The 826-nt window shown below is 64.4% G+C and carries 2 protein-coding genes; both read left to right on the forward strand.

The genetic code is table 11. The features are described 5' to 3' along the window. Positions 1-167, forward strand: a 167-nt coding sequence (locus tag AC1D00_RS43455) for an acyl-CoA dehydrogenase family protein (protein ID WP_477014974.1), incomplete at its 5' end; no start/stop codon positions are given. 23 nt (positions 168-190) lie between these two features. Further along, positions 191-826: acyl-CoA dehydrogenase family protein (locus tag AC1D00_RS43460; protein ID WP_477014973.1), on the forward strand; the 636-nt coding region annotated here is incomplete at its 3' end.

Raw genomic sequence — 826 nt, forward strand, 5'->3', positions numbered from 1 at the left:
GCCTTGCCATCCGCGAGCATCCGGTCAGCGCGAACCGCTTCATGCCCGGTCCCGATTACGGCCACACCGCGTCGGAGAAATATCTGAACGCGCGCAAGCTCAGCATCTACGGCGGATCCAACGAGATCCAGCGAAACATCATCGCCAAAGCCGTGCTCGGGCTCTAGCCACGGCGGATCGGGAGGATCGGATGGATATTCAGTTCACGGAAGAGCAGGAATTGCTGCGATCGAGCATCCAGCGTTTGCTGCGCGACCAGTACGATTTCGAGGCGCGGCGCAAGATCGTGGCAAGCGAAGAAGGCTTCAGCCGGAAGCAGTGGGCGGCTTTCGCCGAGCTCGGCCTGCTGGCTGCACCGTTCTCCGAGACCGCCGGCGGTCTCGGCGGCGGTCCGCTGTCGACCATGATCGTCATGCATGAGTTCGGCCGTCACCTCGTGGTCGAGCCTTTCGTCGAGACGGTGGTGCTGGCGGGCGGACTGATCGAGCACGTGGGCACGAAGGAGCAGCAGCAAAGCTTCATCCCGAGCATCATCGACGGCTCGAAGATCTGGACGCTGGCCTGGACGGAGAAGGGATCGCGTTTCGATTTTGCCGATGTCACGACGAGGGCGCGGCGTGACGGGAGCGACTACGTCTTGACCGGCGCGAAGACTATGGTGATCGCCGCGCCATGGGCCGACTATCTGATCGTCTCGGCGCGGACCTCCGGCGACGACCGTGACCGCGGCGGCGTGGGTCTGTTCGTGGTCGATCGGCGCGCGACCGGCGTTGATCTCCAGAGCTTCAAGACCATCGACGGCCGCCGCGCCGCCGAGGTCAGCCTG

It is taken from the genome of Bradyrhizobium sp. P2_E8 (assembly GCF_056403875.1).